Source organism: Paenarthrobacter sp. TA1.8, assembly GCF_048595705.1.
GTDB classification, from domain to species: Bacteria; Actinomycetota; Actinomycetes; order Actinomycetales; family Micrococcaceae; genus Arthrobacter; species Arthrobacter nitroguajacolicus.
The window spans coordinates 499,894-515,732 of sequence record NZ_CP184287.1; the positions used below are offsets into that span (position 1 = coordinate 499,894).

The 15,839-nt window shown below is 63.3% G+C and carries 16 protein-coding genes; 5 read left to right on the top strand and 11 right to left on the bottom strand.

The window, feature by feature from the left end; genetic code table 11:
- Positions 1 to 25 precede the first annotated feature (25 nt).
- Both ACNAOT_RS02620 and ACNAOT_RS02625 read right to left on the bottom strand, forming a co-directional pair.
- Positions 26 to 652, bottom strand: a complete 627-nt coding sequence (locus tag ACNAOT_RS02620; RefSeq protein ID WP_420179912.1) for a response regulator — start codon at positions 650 to 652, stop codon at positions 26 to 28.
- Positions 649 to 1,869, bottom strand: coding sequence for a sensor histidine kinase (locus ACNAOT_RS02625; RefSeq protein WP_420179913.1), 1,221 nt, complete (start codon positions 1,867 to 1,869; stop codon positions 649 to 651). Before ACNAOT_RS02625 ends, ACNAOT_RS02620 begins: the two co-directional genes overlap by 4 nt.
- Positions 1,870 to 2,065: 196 nt before the next feature.
- Between ACNAOT_RS02625 and ACNAOT_RS02630 the strand changes: the two genes are divergently transcribed.
- The 3 genes from ACNAOT_RS02630 (at position 2,066) to ACNAOT_RS02640 (ending at position 4,773) form a co-directional block, all read left to right on the top strand.
- Positions 2,066 to 2,641: a GlcG/HbpS family heme-binding protein gene (locus ACNAOT_RS02630; protein ID WP_420179914.1), complete on the top strand. Its 576-nt coding sequence runs from the start codon at positions 2,066 to 2,068 to the stop codon at positions 2,639 to 2,641.
- A 10-nt stretch (positions 2,642 to 2,651) separates the two neighbouring features.
- A complete protein-coding gene (locus ACNAOT_RS02635; protein WP_420179915.1) occupies positions 2,652 to 3,389 on the top strand; it encodes an ankyrin repeat domain-containing protein in 738 nt (245 codons plus the stop codon).
- Between the two features lie 304 nt (positions 3,390 to 3,693).
- Positions 3,694 to 4,773 carry an IS110 family transposase gene (locus ACNAOT_RS02640; protein WP_420179916.1) on the top strand — a complete coding sequence of 360 codons (1,080 nt, stop codon included), beginning with the start codon at positions 3,694 to 3,696 and terminating at the stop codon, positions 4,771 to 4,773.
- Between the two features lie 76 nt (positions 4,774 to 4,849).
- On the opposite strand, the gene ACNAOT_RS02645 is transcribed toward ACNAOT_RS02640, so the two are convergent.
- Genes ACNAOT_RS02645 through ACNAOT_RS02655 form a run of 3 tightly spaced genes read right to left on the bottom strand, consistent with a single transcriptional unit; the run spans position 4,850 to position 7,516 of the window.
- Entirely contained in the window at positions 4,850 to 6,064 is a 1,215-nt protein-coding gene (locus ACNAOT_RS02645) for an acetyl-CoA acetyltransferase (RefSeq protein ID WP_420179917.1), read from the bottom strand.
- Positions 6,061 to 6,765 carry a CoA transferase subunit B gene (locus tag ACNAOT_RS02650; RefSeq protein ID WP_420179918.1) on the bottom strand — a complete coding sequence of 235 codons (705 nt, stop codon included), beginning with the start codon at positions 6,763 to 6,765 and terminating at the stop codon, positions 6,061 to 6,063. The genes ACNAOT_RS02645 and ACNAOT_RS02650 overlap by 4 nt, the downstream gene beginning before the upstream one ends.
- A 19-nt stretch (positions 6,766 to 6,784) precedes the next feature.
- Positions 6,785 to 7,516 carry a CoA transferase subunit A gene (locus ACNAOT_RS02655; RefSeq protein ID WP_420179919.1) on the bottom strand — a complete coding sequence of 244 codons (732 nt, stop codon included), beginning with the start codon at positions 7,514 to 7,516 and terminating at the stop codon, positions 6,785 to 6,787.
- 167 nt (positions 7,517 to 7,683) lie between these two features.
- Here ACNAOT_RS02655 and ACNAOT_RS02660 point away from each other — a divergent pair, with 167 nt between their 5' ends.
- Positions 7,684 to 8,469: an IclR family transcriptional regulator gene (locus tag ACNAOT_RS02660; RefSeq protein WP_420179920.1), complete on the top strand. Its 786-nt coding sequence runs from the start codon at positions 7,684 to 7,686 to the stop codon at positions 8,467 to 8,469.
- Between the two features lie 48 nt (positions 8,470 to 8,517).
- Here ACNAOT_RS02660 and ACNAOT_RS02665 read toward each other — a convergent pair whose 3' ends face one another.
- Positions 8,518 to 9,099 carry a GNAT family N-acetyltransferase gene (locus ACNAOT_RS02665; protein ID WP_420179921.1) on the bottom strand — a complete coding sequence of 194 codons (582 nt, stop codon included), beginning with the start codon at positions 9,097 to 9,099 and terminating at the stop codon, positions 8,518 to 8,520.
- Between the two features lie 209 nt (positions 9,100 to 9,308).
- Between ACNAOT_RS02665 and ACNAOT_RS02670 the strand changes: the two genes are divergently transcribed.
- The gene (locus ACNAOT_RS02670) at positions 9,309 to 9,989 is read left to right on the top strand and encodes a fasciclin domain-containing protein (protein WP_091464912.1); all 681 of its coding nucleotides are present in this window, start codon (positions 9,309 to 9,311) and stop codon (positions 9,987 to 9,989) included.
- Between the two features lie 84 nt (positions 9,990 to 10,073).
- On the opposite strand, the gene ACNAOT_RS02675 is transcribed toward ACNAOT_RS02670, so the two are convergent.
- The 5 genes from ACNAOT_RS02675 to ACNAOT_RS02695 form a co-directional block, all read right to left on the bottom strand.
- Entirely contained in the window at positions 10,074 to 10,268 is a 195-nt protein-coding gene (locus ACNAOT_RS02675; RefSeq protein WP_420179922.1) for a hypothetical protein, read from the bottom strand.
- A 46-nt stretch (positions 10,269 to 10,314) separates the two neighbouring features.
- Positions 10,315 to 12,354 (bottom strand): BCCT family transporter, encoded by a 2,040-nt coding sequence (locus tag ACNAOT_RS02680; protein ID WP_420179923.1) that lies wholly within the window; start codon positions 12,352 to 12,354, stop codon positions 10,315 to 10,317.
- 386 nt (positions 12,355 to 12,740) lie between these two features.
- Positions 12,741 to 13,547, bottom strand: a complete 807-nt coding sequence (locus ACNAOT_RS02685; RefSeq protein ID WP_420179924.1) for an IclR family transcriptional regulator — start codon at positions 13,545 to 13,547, stop codon at positions 12,741 to 12,743.
- A gap of 119 nt (positions 13,548 to 13,666) precedes the next feature.
- The gene (gene fdhD, locus ACNAOT_RS02690) at positions 13,667 to 14,545 is read right to left on the bottom strand and encodes a formate dehydrogenase accessory sulfurtransferase FdhD (protein WP_420179925.1); all 879 of its coding nucleotides are present in this window, start codon (positions 14,543 to 14,545) and stop codon (positions 13,667 to 13,669) included.
- Entirely contained in the window at positions 14,533 to 15,813 is a 1,281-nt protein-coding gene (locus tag ACNAOT_RS02695; RefSeq protein ID WP_420179926.1) for a molybdopterin molybdotransferase MoeA, read from the bottom strand. Before ACNAOT_RS02695 ends, fdhD begins: the two co-directional genes overlap by 13 nt.
- Positions 15,814 to 15,839 lie beyond the last annotated feature (26 nt).

Sequence of the window (15,839 nt, forward strand, 5' to 3'; positions counted from 1 at the left end):
GGTCAGCGTAACCAACGGCGTGCCTTCACCGCATCCCCTCGCGCCGGATAGCTGTGGCAATTGCTGCGGCCCGCGTCTCCACACCCAGTTTGGCGTAGATGTGGGCGAGGTGGGTTTTGACTGTTGCCTCGGAAATGAACAGGCGTTTCCCAAGATCGCGGTTGCTGAGGCCCTGGGTGAGGAGGCTGAGTAACTCTGCTTCGCGGGGAGTGAGGATCTCGTCAGGATTCCGCAATTGCTGGAACAGGCGTGAGGCCACCGGTGCACTCATCACGCTCTTCCCCTGCACAGCGCCTCGCACGGCAGCGAAGATCTCCTCCGGTGCGGCGTCCTTGAGCAAATAGCCCATTGCTCCGGCATCCACTGCGCGGACGATGTCGGCGTCGGAATCGTAGGTGGTGAACACGATGACGGCCTGCTTCGGGTTCCACTGGCGGAGTAGTTTGATGGCTTCGATGCCATCCATTCCGGCGCCCATCGCGAGGTCCATGAGGATTACCGCGGGAGTATGTTCGTGCGCAGCTTCCAGTGCTTCCTCGCCTGAGGCTGCTTCCCCGACGACGGCGATATCACCTTGGGTGCCCAACAGCGCCTTGAGCCCGCTCCGGACTACGGTGTGGTCGTCCACGAGGAGCACGGAGATGGTGTTCACAGGGCCTCCTTCAGGGCATCTGCCGGATCAGCAAGCCGGGTCAGCGGGAACTGTGCCGCAATGATGGTTCCTTCGCCGGGCGAGCTCTCCACAGACAATTCTCCGCCCAACTGTTCCACACGCTGTCGCATGGCCCGCAGGCCGTATCCTCCGTTAGCAGAAGGCGGAGGTACCGCTGCAGGATCGAAGCCGCGGCCGTCGTCGAACACGTCCAAGGTGACCGCATCCGGAAGATACCCCAAGGTCACACTGGCGTGCTCCGCGTGTGCATGGAGTTTGATGTTGGCAACGGCGCTTTGGGTGACGCGGAGCAAAGCATGCCGCACCTCGGAAGGAAGGGGCCGGGCTTCACCCGTGACCTGAATGTTGACGGTCTCAACGTACTGCCGGGCGGCGTGTTCCAAGGCCTCCGGGAGCGGGCCCGTCTCAAGGCCCGGGGCGGAAAGTTCGTGCACCAGGCTACGGGTATCGGCGAGGTTGCGCCGGAGCAAATCTGTTGCCTTGCGAACGTCTTGGTGGGCGGTTTCAGCGGGCCACGCGCGCTGGGCGGCCTCGAGGAGGAGCAGGCTGCTGGCCAAGCCTTGAGTGACGGTGTCGTGGATCTCGCGGGAAACACGCTCGCGCTCAGAAGCGACTCCGGCTTCACGTTGCTTGGTGGCCAGCTGCTCCTGGGCCTGGGTGACGTCGTCGAAAAGCCTGCGTTGCAGGGCCGCGTCACGCTCGATCTTGTCGTAGATCAGGGTGAGCAGGGCGCCCGCTGCGAGCGGGCCGAGCAGCATGGCGATGTCCGTCCAGTCGCTCATCCGGAAGAGCCCGACGGCGGTAGCGGCCGCCGTCGCGCCTCCCGCCACGTAGCCGGCCCAGCCTCGGAATGCCGTCCGCGTGAGGAAGAAGATGGCGAAGGAACACCACGCGAAGCTCGGGGCGATCACCACCAACGCGGCCCGGGCTGCAATCAACGCCACCATCCACGGAATCCACAGCTGTTGCTTGCGATGGTCCGGGTGCTGACGGTGGACCAACACGGCGGTTACCGCGTACAGGGCACACACCGCAACGGCCAGGGCAACGGTCCACAAGTTGTCCGCGGGGGAGTGGCGCATGACGTACCTGACCGCAGAGGCCACCATCAGGACGGCAAAGCCCAAGTGCACAACTACATCAATGCGGCCATCGATCCTGTTGCCCGGCTCTGGCCGTGGACGTGCAGTTGGCATGGGTGGTTCCCGTTCCCGGTTTTCGGTGGAAGGCGTTCTTTCCATGCTAGATCCCGGCGCTGTCATTGGTCTCTCCACCTTTTGGCTGATACCGGTGGCGGAAAGGCTGAGGGCGGGAGGGGCGCCCGGCCGATGTGGCTGCGCGCCGTCCGCGGAAGCATGGAGGTGTACCCGATGCTCACAACGAGGAGACCCCGTGAAGAAGTCCAACAAGATGATTGCCGCCGCTGCTGCCGGAGCATTGTTGCTCACCGGCGGTGTCACTGCCGTTGCCAACGCAATGTCACCCGCAGCCGCGCCTGCTGCCGCGCCGGTGAAGGTTGCCGCAGACGTTCTGCCTGCCCCGGAGAACGTCGTAGCCCAGAACCGCATCTCCGTGGGTGCGTCCAGCAAGGCCGTCAACGCCGCCCTCGCAAAGTGCCAGGCCGACAAGCTGCCGTTCGTGACCGTGGCACTGGTTGACCGCTTCGGCACCGTCCAGGCCCTCCTCCGTGGTGACAACGCCGCCGAGCACACCATCGAAGCCGCCAAGCAGAAGGCCTACACGGCAGCAGCTTTCGGTGCTCCCACCAGTGAACTCGCCAAACGCATCAACGGTAACGGCCCGTCCATCGCCGACCTTCCCGGCACCTTGTTCCTGCCCGGCGGCGTTCCGCTGAAGGTCAACGGCGTTTCAGTGGCCGGCATCGGAGTTGGCGGCGCCCCCGACGGCGCCCTCGACGAAGCCTGCGCCACAGCAGGCGCCGATGCGTTGGCTGCGGCCGCGAAGTAGCCTCGACAGTATGGATTCCCTGAAGGGGCGGGGCCTGGCCGCTGGTTCGATGATCGGTGCTGGTTTGCTGATCGCCGGGCTCGTGGCCGGCTGTGCTCCGTCGTCGCCTCTGCCGGCAGGGACAGGCACGACGGCGGCCGCCCCGCCTTCCAGCCCGGCGCCGGCTCCCGTAGCCCCCAGCCCGACCGCGACGTCGAGCGCAAGTCCCGGCCCGACGTCGTCGGCTGCTGTGCCACCCAAACTGTTACCGGAGGCCCAAATCGAAACCGACCGACTCCTGATTCTCGCCGCGAAGGCCAACGATGTTGCCCGTGTTGGTGAACTGATCGCGGCGGGTGGGAACGTCAACGCGAAGGACGACATCCAGGACTCCGCGTTCCTCTACGCCGGCGCTGAAGGCTTCAACGAGGTCCTGCAGCTGACGTTGAATGCTGGAGCGGATGTTCGCAGCACCAATCGGTACGGCGGCACCGCGCTGATCCCTGCGAGCGAACATGGACATACGGAAACGGTCAGGATTCTGATCGCAGCGGGTGTGCCCGTGGACCACGTCAATAACCTGGGCTGGACCGCCATGCAGGAAGCCATCCTGCTCAACAACGGCGGGCCCAATCAGCAGGACGTGGTCCGGCAACTCCTGGCTGCCGGAGCCAACCCGGACATCCGCGACCCCCAAGGCCGAACCGCCCTGCAAAATGCAGAGCGGCTCGGGTTTGCCGAGATCGCGGCGCTGATCCGGAACCGCTGACCCAACTGTGAGTCTTGACAGTGGCTGGTCTGGGACTGGCTGGCAGGATGGGTGCAGGCCGTTCCGCCCCCGTGGATGTGACTCGTGACCCAAGTGACCCGCATGGTGTCTTTACTTAGACCTGTCAGTCCATGGGGGTGGTCCGGCCGGCACCTGTCCGGCCCACCTCGGTAGCTTGATCAGAAGATTGTCCACCCCCTTTCGGGGGCGTGACCCGTCACAGTGCTGTTCCTTGGTGACCTCTACCCGGACTGGTACCGGCCGGCGACGGCCATGACCACGTCCGTGAAGAGGAAAGGTACCAATGACCGCCATGTCTATCGTCGCGCATACCCATCCATTTGTCGTCGGTGTCGACACGCACGCCCGTAACCACGTCTACGCGATCCTCGCCGCAAATACCGGCGCCTTGCTCGAATCCCGGGATTTCCCCGCTACCGGGGCCGGGATCAACCGGGCGATCGACTGGGTCGCCCGCCGCACCGGTGGTAGTGCCGATACTCTCTGGGTGATCGAAGGTGCCGCGTCCTACGGGGCGATCCTTGCCGGCACCGTGGCCACCCATGGCTTCCCTGTAGCCGAAGCACCCCGCATGGATGCCAGGAAGCGCCGTGGGGTGGGCAAGACCGACGCCCTGGACGCCCACCAGATCGCCGCTTCCACCCTGCCACTGCCGGTAGACAAGCTTCGCCGCCCCCGCCTGCATGACGGGGTCCGCCAAGGCGTGAGGATCCTGGTGACAGCGCGGGGATCCATGAGCAAGGACCGCACCCGGTCGATCAATGCACTCAACGCCCTGGTGCGGAGCAACGACCTGGGCATCGACGCCCGCAAGAAGCTCACCGGCGCCCAGATCACCGAGGTCTCAAAGTGGCGGTCCCGCGAGGAAGAACTCTCGCTGTCCATCGCCCGCGCCGAGGCCGTGCGGCTGGCAAAACACGTCCTGGCGCTCGATGAGCAGCTCACCGTAAACGAGAACCAACTCGATGAGCTGGTCAAGGCCAGCGAGGCCGCACCCTTGCTGGAGGAGACAGGGTTCGCAGCGATCAGCGCCGCGAAATGCCTCACCGCGTGGTCGCACGAAGGAAGAGTCCGGAACGAGGCGGCATTCGCCTCACTCGCCGGGGTAAACCCCATCCCTGCGTCCTCCGGAAACACCGTCAGGCACCGACTGAACCGGGGCGGAGACAGATCCCTGAACAGCGCACTGCACATGGCCGCAGTAACCCGGATGACCCATGATTCAGAAACACGCCAATACGTGGAGAAACGACGGGCCGAGGGACGTACAGACAAAGAAATCCGCCGCTGCATCAAACGCTACATGGCCCGCCGCATCTACCGGACGCTTAGTGCCTCACCCGAACTGACAACCGCGGCTTGACAGACATAGAAGAGTCTGAGTCGCATTTGTGCGCGTTTTCAGCCCTCAAAACGCGCTGTGCTGCTACTTACTTGGGTTAGAGGGCTTCCAGCACGCTCACGTAGTTGGCGATGCCCACGCCGCCCATGTTCTGCACAGCTCCCCGGCGGGCATTGGACAACTGCATATCGCCCGCGGTGCCGCTGAGCTGCATCGCGGCGATGACGTGCTGCGACACACCAGTGGCACCCACCGGGTGGCCCTTCGCCTTGAGCCCGCCGGAGACGTTGACGGGCAGCTTGCCCTCCTTATAAACCCAGCCTTCCTGGACGGCTCGCGCGCCCTCACCGCGGGGAGTGAGGCCCATGGCTTCGTACATGATGAGTTCGGCGATGGTGAAGCAGTCATGCACCTCCGCGAAGTCCAGGTCCTGGAGCCCAACTCCCGCCATGCCCAGCGCACGCTCCCACGAAGCCCTGGTGGCAGCAAACTCGGTGGGATCGCGCTTCTCCGCCGGGAACAAGTCGTTGGCGTGGCCGAAACCAGCCAGGCGCACCGGCGCGGTTGCGCCTCCGGTTGCCGACGTGGAAAGCACGACGGCGGCGGCACCGTCCGAGACCGGCGAACAGTCCGTGCGGCGCAAGGGTTCGGCCACCATGGGGTTCTTCTCTGAGATGGTCCGGCAGAACTCCTCGCCGAAGTCGCGGTGCATTTGGGCGTAGGGGTTGTCCATGCCGTTGTGGTGGTTCTTGGCAGCGATGGAACCTAGGACATCACCGAGGCCGCCTTCGAATCCCGGGCCGGTGATGCCGGCCCCGTAGCGCTTCCCATAGTGCTTGGCGACCTCAGCGAACAAGCCTGTAAATCCCGTAGAAGAGGCTTTTCCTGCCATCTCGTACGAAGCACCGAGCAATGCCGCCCCCACAACGTCGGCGCCGGCGTCGGTCATCTTCTCAGCCCCGATCACCAGGACGTTGCGGGCAGTCCCGGCCAGGACGGCTTTGACGCCCTGCTGGAAAGCCGCCGAACCGGAAGCGCAAGCATTCTCGGTGCGCGTCGCGGGAACGTTAGCCAGATCTGCGGACAACTGAAGTGCCAGCGACGACGTGAATCCCAGAGGCTGCATTCCGGAGTTGAACTGCCCGAGGTAAATTTCGTCGATGTCCTTGGGACCGAGCCCAGAGTTCTTAATCGCTTCGCCGGCAACCTGGACAATGAGCGACTCCAAGGTGTCATCAGTCAGTTTGCCGAACTTGCTGTGCCCCCACCCTGTGAGCAGGATGTCCTTGCCGAATTGGTCCTTCAGGCTCATGCGTTTACTCCTTCAAGTGCGTGTTCCTCAGAGGCGAGCGCCACCGTGAACTCTGCCTCGGTCTTGCTGCGGATCTCTTCCACCGTGACGCCAGGGGAGAGGCGGGTCAGCAGCAGCTGCGTGCCGCCGTCGGGTGTTTCCGCTGTGGACGGTGTTTCCTCGATGTCGAAAACGGCGAGGTCCGTGATGATCCGGTCAACGCACTTGAGTCCTGTGAGCGGGAGCGTGCATTCGGCGACGATCTTGGCCGAACCGTCCTTGGCGTTGTGCTCAGTGAGGACCACCACCCTCGGTGTCCCCGCCACCAGGTCCATGGCTCCGCCCATGCCTTTGACCATCTTGCCGGGGATGGTCCAGTTGGCCAGGTCGCCCGAGCCGGACACCTGCATGGCGCCCAGGATGGCCACCTTCACGTGGCCGCCGCGGATCATGCCGAACGACGTGGCGGAGTCGAAGATGCTGCCACCGGGGGTGATGGTGACGGTCTGCTTGCCTGCGTTAATAAGGTCGGCGTCTTCCTCGCCCTCATACGGGAAAGGGCCCATGCCGAGCAGGCCGTTCTCGCTCTGGAGGACCACCCGCACGCCGTCGGGCAGGTTGTTGGCCACCAACGTGGGAATGCCGATGCCGAGGTTGACGTAATCGCCGTCGTTCAGTTCTTCGGCCGCGATGGCGGCCATTTGGTCTCGTGTCCATGCCATGGTGATGTGCTCCTTGTTCTTAGGCCGTTACTGATGCGGCGTGCCGTGCCTCGAGTCGCTGCCGGACCGTGCGCTGTTCAATGTCCTTGACCCGATCAGTGGCTTGGACCAACCGCTGGACGTAAACGCCCGGGGTGACAATGTGATTCGGGTCCAGCTGGCCGGGTTGAACGATGACCTCAGCCTCGGCGATGGTCACCGCACCCGCTGTGGCAACCACCGGGTTGAAGTTGCGGGCCGTGTAGCGATAAATCAGGTTCCCGTCCGTGTCTGCAGTGTGGGCGTGGACCAGGGCGACGTCGGCGGTGATGGCGCGCTCGCGGACGTACGTCACGCCGTCGAACTCTTCCAGCGGCTTGCCTTCGGCAACCAGGGTCCCCACTCCGGTTCGCGTGTAGAACGCCGGAATGCCGGCGCCGCCAGCGCGGAGACGCTCGGCGAGTGTGCCCTGCGGCGTGAACTCGACCTCCAGGTGGCCGGCCAGGTACTGCTCGGCGAACAGTCTGTTCTCACCGACATAAGATGCGATGACCTTCCGGACCTGGCCCGCCTCGATGAGGACGCCTAGCCCCTTGCCGTCCACGCCCATGTTGTTGGACACGATCGTGAGATCCTTGGCGCCGGACTCACGGACGGCGTCGATGAGGTCGGCGGGAATGCCGCTGAGTCCAAAACCTCCGACGGCGATGGTCAGACCGTCTGTCATCAGGTCATGTAACGCTTGGGCTGCGCTCGCTTGGATCTTGGTCATGCTCGACTCCTCTTTGAGTTCATTGCCGGTGCATCCACTTTGTGGACTGCTCTCACTCTTGAGAAGGAGCCTAGGTTGCCTTTGTTGGGCGGTCAATGCGCGTACCTTCCAGATACTCAGGGTATGGACACTACACTGGAGGGTGTCCATATTATGGATGAAATCTGATGGAGGGTGCTGTGGTGGTACAAGGAGCGCAAGTGGTGGGCCGGGTGGCCCTGTTGCTTAGGCTGGTGGGACGCAGGCCCGAGGGCACCTCCTTGGCGGGCTTGGTGCGCGAGTCCGGGCTGACCCGGCCAACCGTCCACCGGCTACTGACGTCACTGGCCGCGGAGGGCTTGCTGGAACACGATTCCACCTCCGGGAAGTGGGTGTTGGGTCCGGAGATCTTCTTGCTGGGATCAGTGGCCGCTGCACGTTTCCCTATGGAGGACATTGCGCGGCCCTCGCTGCGCAGGTTGGCTGCAGAGACCGGGGAGAGCGCCTTCTTCTCCATTCGTCGTGGCAACGAAACAGTGTGCGTGCTGCGGGAAGAAGGCTCCTTTCCGGTGCGGTCCTTCGTGCTGCACGAAGGGGTGCGCTTTCCCTTGGGAGTCGCTTCGGCCGGCACTGCCATCATGGCTTTCCTGCCTCCAGACGAACAGGAAGCGTTGCTGGGCGACTGGGCTACGCATGCCGGCGACTTTGCGGCGGGCCACCCTGCAGACGTGGTGTGGGGCAATCTGGAACGGACGCGGCTGGCTGGCTACTCCGTTAATCCCGGGTTGATCCTGGAAGGTAGCTGGGGCATGGGAGCGGCTGTGTTTGATCAGCAGGGACGGCCAGCGTGGGCTCTTTCCTTGACGGGAATTGAGCCTCGATTCCGTGCGGACCGCCAGGAGTTCCTCGGGAAACTGCTGCTCGAGGAAGCACACAGGATGACGGCGCGCCTGCAGGGGTCCCAACCCAACTAGGTCGCATTAGTGCGCGTTTAGACGGCTCAAAACGCGCACAAATGCGACCTAGTTGGGGGAGTTGAGGTCCAGCCGCATCAGCACTCTCGGGAAACCGTTCAGGACCGACGTCGTCTCGGCCACCTTTTTGAAACCGGCCTTCTCGAAAAGCCTCCGGGTGCCAACGTAGGCCATGGTCAGGTCCACCTTGCCGCCTTTGTTGTCCACGGGATAACCCTCAATCGCGGGCGCGCCGTGGCTCTTTGCGAAGTCAATCGCGCCGCGGAGCAGCTCGTGGGAAATTCCCTTGCCGCGATGCCCGGGCCTAACCCGGATGCACCACACCGACCACACCTTGATCTCATCCACGTGGGGAATCTTGCGGTTTTTCGCAAAAGTAGTGTCCTCGCGAGGGTGGACCGCTGCCCACCCAACTACTTCGTCGCCGTCGTAAGCCAGAACGCCGGGAGGCGGGTCCTCGGCCACCAGCTTCTTCACGAACTTTCCGCGCTCCAGTTTTTGCAGCTCCTGGTTCAGTTTCGACGGAATCCTGTAGCTGAGGCACCAGCACACGTTGGCATCGGGGCTCTTGGGCCCCACCATGGTCTTCACGTCGTCGAACACCGTCGCTGGGCGAACCTCGATAGCCATTCGCCCATCCTGTCACCGGGATGAACCCCTCCACTAGGCCTGCGGAGACTGGCTAAAAAAACTTTTTCAATCCGCACCCATCCACCCTGTCCCGACCTCCGAATAGCTGGTGAGACACAAACCGCTGGTGAAGCAAAAGCAACACCCGCAGCCCGTGTCCCACCACCCACTGGACCCAACGCCCTGGTTCCAAAAACAAGGAGAATGACATGTTGTCCACAAAGCGCCCCGCCCTCGCCTTCGTTGGCCTCACTGCAGCCGCCCTTCTCGGTCTCACTGCCTGTGGTGGTTCCAGCACCTCCAGCACACCGGCTGCTTCATCTGCCGCCCCGGAAACCTCTATGGCGGCACCGTCGCCGTCGGCCTCCGCCATGAGCAGCGCCGCCATGGATCCGGCCGCTAACCTGGTGGGCCCCGGCTGCGCCGGTTACGCCGCACAGGTTCCGGACGGTGCCGGATCGGTCATGGGCATGGCCCAGGACCCGGTAGCCGTAGCAGCATCGAACAACCCGCTGCTCAAGACCCTGACCGCCGCTGTTTCGGGCAAGCTCAACCCCAAGGTGGACCTGGTTTCCACCCTGAACGGCAGCGAATTCACGGTGTTCGCACCGGTTGACGATGCCTTCGCCAAGATCGACCCCGCAACAATCGAGACGCTCAAGACGGACGATGCCCTGCTGAGCAAGATTCTCACCTACCACGTAGTCCCCGGTCAGCTGACCCCGGACCAGATCGTCGGCACCCACAAGACTGTCCAGGGTGGCGAAGTGACGGTTGCCGGCACCAAGGATGCCCTCACGGTTGACGGAGCTTCCAATGTAATCTGCGGTGGCGTCCAGACCGCCAACGCCACGGTCTACCTGATCGACTCGGTGCTGATGCCCAAATAGGCTTTAGCTTCCACCAGTACTAACAAAAAGCAGGCGCCGGAATCCCGGCGCCTGCTTTGTTGTGTTGGAATCAGCGTGCTGTTGCTAGCGGCTGAAGTCAGTGTCGATGTAGGAACCGGCCCTGTTGTGTTCCGATCCGCAGGGGCAGCGGTCAACCTCGATCCGGACTGTCACCGGTTTGGAAGCGTCCAGGGTGAGGGTCACATCCTCACTGGCCTGGTTGCTGGGGCTGGCCTGGGTGTTGAGACGGAGAGTTCCGTTGGCAGAAGTGTTGGACATGGTGGACCTTACTGACGTGTGAATGGGGGTCAGCCAAAAAGCTGGGTTATTTGTGGTCGGAATCCTGTTGGGGCTTGCCGACCAGGGGAATGGTTCCCGTGGGCGTTCCCCCGGCGCAATCGGTGTCCGTGCACTTTTCGGCGCAGTCGTGTTTGGTGACGAGGTCGAACTGAACGCCGCCATGTTGCTCAACGCCCGTTCGGATGGCTCGTTCCACCACCGAAGTGGCCAATCGCTTGTGCAACTGGAGCGGGTCCCGGCGAAGGTCCTTGACCAGTGCGAAGCAGAGCAACAGCATGACGATCACGAAAGGCAGGGCTGCCACGATGGTGACTCTTTGCAGGCCCGACAAGGCTTCCGATGGTTTATCGCCGCCGGCAAGCAGCATGACCGCTGCCACTGCGCCCGTGAGGCTTCCCCAGAAGATCACCACTCCTCGACGCGGGTGCTCGGCACCATTGGAGCTGAGGGATCCCATCACGATGGAGGCTGCATCGGCGCCGGTAACGAAGAAGATCGCCACCAGGACCATGGCCAGGACGATGACCGCTGCTGTCAGCCAGCCGGGCATGCCCAGGTTCTTCACGAGGTCGAAGAGGGCGCCATCGAAGTTGATGGAGGGTGCGCCGTCCACCATGGTCACAAGCCCGGGCGTGCCGGCCTTGTCTGCCTCTTGCTGGACGTGGAAAGCGGCGCCTCCGAAGATGCCGAACCAGATGACGCTGACAACGCTGGGCACCAGCAGGACGCCGGTGACGAACTGGCGGATGGTGCGTCCGCGGCTGATGCGGGCGATGAACATCCCGACGAAGGGCGTCCAGGAGATCCACCAGGCCCAGTAGAAGATGGTCCAGCTGGTCATCCAGCTACGCAGGGACTCGTCTCCCACAGCTTCGGTCCGTGATGACATTTCGGCGAGGTCCCTGGCGTAGTCGCCTACGGCGGAAGGGATCAGGTTAAGGATGAACAGGGTGGGTCCGGCTACAAACACAATCAGGGCGAGAATAACAGCCAGGACCATATTGATGTTGGAGAGCCACTGGATGCCTCGGCTGATGCCTGACACAGCGGATGCCACGAAGCAGAAGGTCAGTATGGCCACAATAACCACGAGCACCGGAGTGCCGATCTCACCCAGCCAGCCATTCGACGTCATGCCGCTGCCGATCTGGAGGGCGCCGAGGCCCAGCGAAGCGGCAGTTCCGAAGAGTGTGGCGAAGATGGCCAGGATGTTGATGAACTTCCCGAGCGGCCCTTCCACCATGCGGATGCCGAAAAGCGAGGTGAAGGCTGCCGAAACCAGTTGCTTGCGGCCCAGGCGGTAGGTGCCGTATGCCATGGCGATACCGACCACTGCGTACATGGCCCACGGGTGCAGGGTCCAGTGGAAGATCGATGTGGCCATGGCGGTCTGGATGGCTGCCGGAGTGCGGCCGTCCACTGTTCCCGGCGGCGGCGAGATGTAGTGGTAGAGGGGTTCGGCCACACCGTAGAACATGAGCCCGATGCCCATGCCCGCGGCGAACATCATGGCCACCCAGGAAATGGTCCGGAACTCGGGCTTTTCGCCGTCCTTGCCCAGCGGGATGTTGCCAAACTTGCCGAGGGCAAGCCAGAGGACGAAGACGACGAACAATGAGGCGAGGACCATGAAGAGCCAGCCGGTGTACTCCATAACCCAGTTCAGGGCGCCTTTGGAGGTATCTGAGAGGCTGTCGCGCCCGACAAATCCCCAGACCACGAAGGCGACGGCGATGGCGCCCGTGATCCCGAAGGTGACTTTGTCGAGGGTAAGTTTGCGGTTCCGGCGGGCCGAAACGGCCTGCTCGGTCTTGGCGTGGCGCAGCTCTTCCATGATCTGTTCGTATTCTTCAGAATCGGGAAGGGTTTCAGCGCCTCCGTCCTCAGCGTCGAGGGCTGCCAAGTTGGTGTCGTCGGTGGAGATCCTGATGATTTCCTCAGGGTTCTCCGGGTGGGCAGGGCTGGTTGATGTGGTGGAACTGGCTGCTGCTGAAGCACCCGCCAATTGATCGTCGGCAGGTAACTCCTCTGGTGTTAAGGATTTTGTGTCGCTGTTTATAGCCATGAGCGGGTCCTTTGCTCGGCGAGTCATGGGTTTGCGTTTATACATGGCCCTGGAGGATGAGGCCGAAGGGAAGGCTGGGGGGCTTCCCCGCTGACCATGATTTGCTGTCCCGGATCTGCACTTCAGGAGCGTAGATGGGCAGTTTCATGGGGCACCTCTTTGGTCGGACGGGTTGGTTGAACGCTGGGCTCATGGAGCCCTAAAGGGCGTTCCGCATGAATCAACAACATTCGCGCTAAGCAACAGAGTGCGCCCCGTCACACTCAAAGTCAAGGACTTTTCCTAGCTTGCCGACAGTTTGACGCAACGAATGGGAGGGGAAGCGTTCGTTGCGTATGATGGCCCGTGTTGCGCCTAGAGCATCGTAGACCCGCGCGGGGCAGGGCTCAGCGGTGCCTGTAACCCATCCGGGCGCTGATGGTCAGCCCGGCCTCGCGAAGGCCGTCGATAAGCCCCGGCTGGTCCTCGGGTGAAAAGCGGAACGCCGGGCCGGAGATACTTACCGCAGCGATGACGGTTCCCGAGTGGTTGAAGATGGGCACGGCAATAGCGGTGAGGCCGATTTCAAACTCTTCGTGAACTGTGGCGTAGCCGTTGCGGGCTACGTCCAGCAGCTGCTTTTCCAGCTCTCCGCGGTTGGTCACCGTACGTGGCGTTCGAGCGGGCAAGCCCACTGCCTTGAGGACCTGGGTTCTTTCATCGGCGGTCAACGCGGCCAGAAGGACCTTGCCGCTGGATGTGGCATGCAGCGGCGTCAGGCTGCCCACCCAGTCGTAGGTGGCAAGTGTTGAGGGCCCCATCGCCTGGTCCACGTTGACGGCATAGTTGGACCGCAGCACAGCCAGATTGACGGTTTCCTTGTATTCGGCCGCCAAGGCCTCCAGGACTTGGCGCGCCTCATGAACCACGCTCAGTCTGCCGGGGATGGAAGAAGCCAGGCGGAGGATTCCAAAGCCCAACTGGTACTTGCCGCGTTCACTGTTCTGCCGGACCAGTTCGCGGTTGACCAAGGAGCCAACCAGCCGGGACACGGTGGACTTGTGGACGCCCATCTCCTCAGCGATGTCGCTCACGCCGGCATCGCCTTCCCGGGCCAGGATTTCCAGGATTTGGAGTGCGCGGTCTACTGACTGGACGCCTCCGCCCTGGGCGTCTACGTCCTTGTCGAAGTCCGGGTTGCTGCGTGCGGCCATGGTGCCTCGTGTCGTTGTCCAGGCAGGCCACCCTGAGCTGGTACCCCGTGTGGCCTGCACCCTCGTCTTTCCTCATCCTAGACGGAGTTTTGCGCGGACCTTTTCACATCATGGATGATTCACCCGCTCATGGCAGCCTCCTGGACAGCCTTTCGTGGGTTGCTCAGGCGCTCCCTTCCGGCATAGAAGTTGAGGCTATGTCCCCGGCTGAAGCCAACCAGGGTCACCCCGGTCTCGGTGGCAAGATCGACGGCGAGGCTGGAGGGGGCGCTGACGGCCGCGAGAACCGGGATGCCGGCCAAAGCTGCCTTCTGGACGAGTTCGAACGATGCCCTGCCCGAGACCTGCAGGACCAGGCCGGTCAAGGGCAGCAGGTCCTGCCGAAGGGCCCAGCCCACCACTTTGTCCACCGCATTGTGCCGGCCGACGTCTTCCCGCAGACACAACAGCTCCGGGCTGGCGCCATCCACTTTGAACAGTCCAGCTGCGTGGACCCCTCCGGTTCTGTCGAAGACGGCCTGCGCTTCGCGGAGCCGGTCCGGGAGCTCGGCGAGGACATCCACGGGAACCTGTAGACGGTCCAAGGACGGATCGAAATGGATGGTCTTGCGTACGGCTTCAATGGAGTCCGTGCCGCAGATGCCACACGAACTCGACGTATATACGTGGCGCATGGTGTCCGGCAGGGGAACGTCCGGCCGTAGCTGGGCTTCCACCACGTTAAAGGTCTGCACCCCGTCCTTCTCGCCCGCACAGAACCGGAGGGAGATCAGCTCGGAAGGGCTGCGGATGATGCCCTCGGACACCAAAAATCCAGCCACCAGATCAAAGTCGTCGCCCGGCGTCCTCATGGTCACGGCAAAAGAGCTGCCTCCGATCCTGATTTCCAGGGGTTCTTCGGCGGCCAGAACATCCTCCTTGAACCGCACGGAATTTTCGGTGTCCGCCGCGTCCAAGCGGAAACGATGGATTTTCCTGCGCTGGGTCATGCGGGCCATCCGGCGTACCCTCCTGATTGGTCCGGGAAATTGATGGGCGCTGTCCAGGGCAGCGGCAGGACAGGTACGGGCGCACCGGCTGCGATGCCTTCAGGGGGAACGGCCATATATCCGTCTGCCCAGGCAAGCCCGCGCATCATCCCCGGACCCGTGCGGGAGGCAGGGAGCGCCAGATCGTGGATAAGGGTGCAGGGCATGAGACGTGTCCGCCTTGGGTCCGGGTCGATGTCGGCCCCGGAGGTCATTAGCACGGCTCTCCGGAGGGGCCTGCTTCCCATAGCGGCCAGCAAGGGTTCCCCAAGGGTCATCAGCGCCATCATCGCGGCCAGCGGATTGCCCGGAAGGCCGATGACGAAACGACCATCAGGAAGTTCCGCCAACACCGCCGGATGTCCCGGCCGCATGGCGATTTCGTCCAGGAGGAGCCGACCCCCGAGTGCCGCAACGGCATTGCGGAAGTGGTCTGTCCCGGATTTTCCCGTCCCTCCGGTGGTGATCGTCACGTCGGGCGGCAAACCATCAGGAACGCGGCCAAGCGCCGCCATCCACTCTTCGTATGAGTCGCCTATCCTGCGCTGGCCACCCGGCTCCCCGCACAATTGCGATATCACGGCATCCAGCTGCGGACCGAACGCGTCGCGGACCTGTCCGGGCGCCGGCTCGCCTGAGGTGACCACTTCAGAACCGGTAAGTACGACGGCGACCCTCGGCTTGCGCTGCACCTGAACGTGATCGTGGCCTGCCACTGCGGCCAGGGCAATATGAGCCGGATTGAGGAGCGTGCCGGCGGGTATGAGGACCTCTCCGGCTGCGGCTTCTTCTCCGGCGGGCCGAATGTGCCGGCCTGGGAGTGTTTCACCCGGCTTGGCGTCGTGTCTGATAGAGAGGTGCCCATCCGTGGATGCGTGGCCGCTTTCCTTGCGCAGGACTGCCGAGGCGCCCGTTGGAACGAGCCCGCCGGTGGCGATGACGCTGGCTTCGCCCGGCGACAGCGGCAGCCCCGCCGTCGTTAGTATCCAAGGGCCGCTGCCGTTGATGGCCCAGCCGTCCATGGCTGACGACGCGTAATGGGGCAGGTTCCGTTGAGCGGTGACGGGGCTGGTCAGGGTGCGCCCGATCGCCTCGCCGAGGGTGACTTTCGACGACGGGAGTGGACCGGCACACTGGTAGGCCAGTTCACGTGCTTCGGCCCACGAGGGTGCGTGCCGCGGTTCGCCGCTCACCACGAACCCTTCGTGAGAGTCGGTGAAGGTTGCTTGTGCAAGCATGGATGCCCGCTTCCTGGGGTGGTGCT